Origin of the sequence: Microbispora sp. H10670, from assembly GCF_014161385.1 — a bacterium.
In the GTDB taxonomy this organism is placed as follows: Bacteria; Actinomycetota; Actinomycetes; order Streptosporangiales; family Streptosporangiaceae; genus Microbispora; species Microbispora triticiradicis.
This window is the reverse complement of the sequence record NZ_JABBWW010000107.1, coordinates 1-562: the sequence shown is the minus strand read 5'-3', so window position 1 is coordinate 562 and position 562 is coordinate 1. Positions and strand designations below refer to the sequence as shown.

The following is a 562-nucleotide window of genomic DNA, read 5'->3' as shown; positions in this document are numbered from 1 at the left end:
CGGTCAACGGGCCGCGTGCGGTGGTCGTCTCCGGGCAGGAGGGCCCGGTTCTGGCCCTGGCGGCGCGGCTGGCGGAGCAGGGGCGGAAGACGCGCCGGTTGCGGGTCTCCCACGCTTTCCACTCCCACCTGATGGAGCCGATGCTCGCCGACTTCGCCGAGGTAGCGGGATCTCTGGACTACGCTCCGGCGTCGATCCCGATCGTGTCCACCGTGACCGGCGGTCTCGCCGACGACGGGTTCGGCACGCCGCGGTACTGGGTGGACCAGGTGCGGGGCGCGGTGCGGTTCGCCGACGCCGTCAGTACCCTCGCCGGCCAGGGGGTGACCCGGTTCGTGGAGCTGGGCCCGGACGCGGTGCTGAGCGCGATGGCCCAGCAGACCCTCGACGAGGCCGACACCACCGTCTTCACCGCCACCATGCGGGCAGAGCGGCCCGAAGCGGACACCGTTGTCGCCGCGCTCGGCCAGCTGCACACCGCCGGCGTCCCGGTCGACTGGCAGGCCTTCTACGCCGAGACCGGCGCCCGCCGCGTCGACCTGCCCACCTACGCCTTCCAGCG

At 73.5% G+C, this 562-nt stretch carries 1 protein-coding gene; it reads left to right on the top strand.

Going from position 1 to position 562, the window contains the following annotated elements:
- On the top strand, positions 1-562 hold a 562-nt coding region (locus HHX33_RS34770), incomplete at both ends, for an acyltransferase domain-containing protein (RefSeq protein ID WP_182878266.1).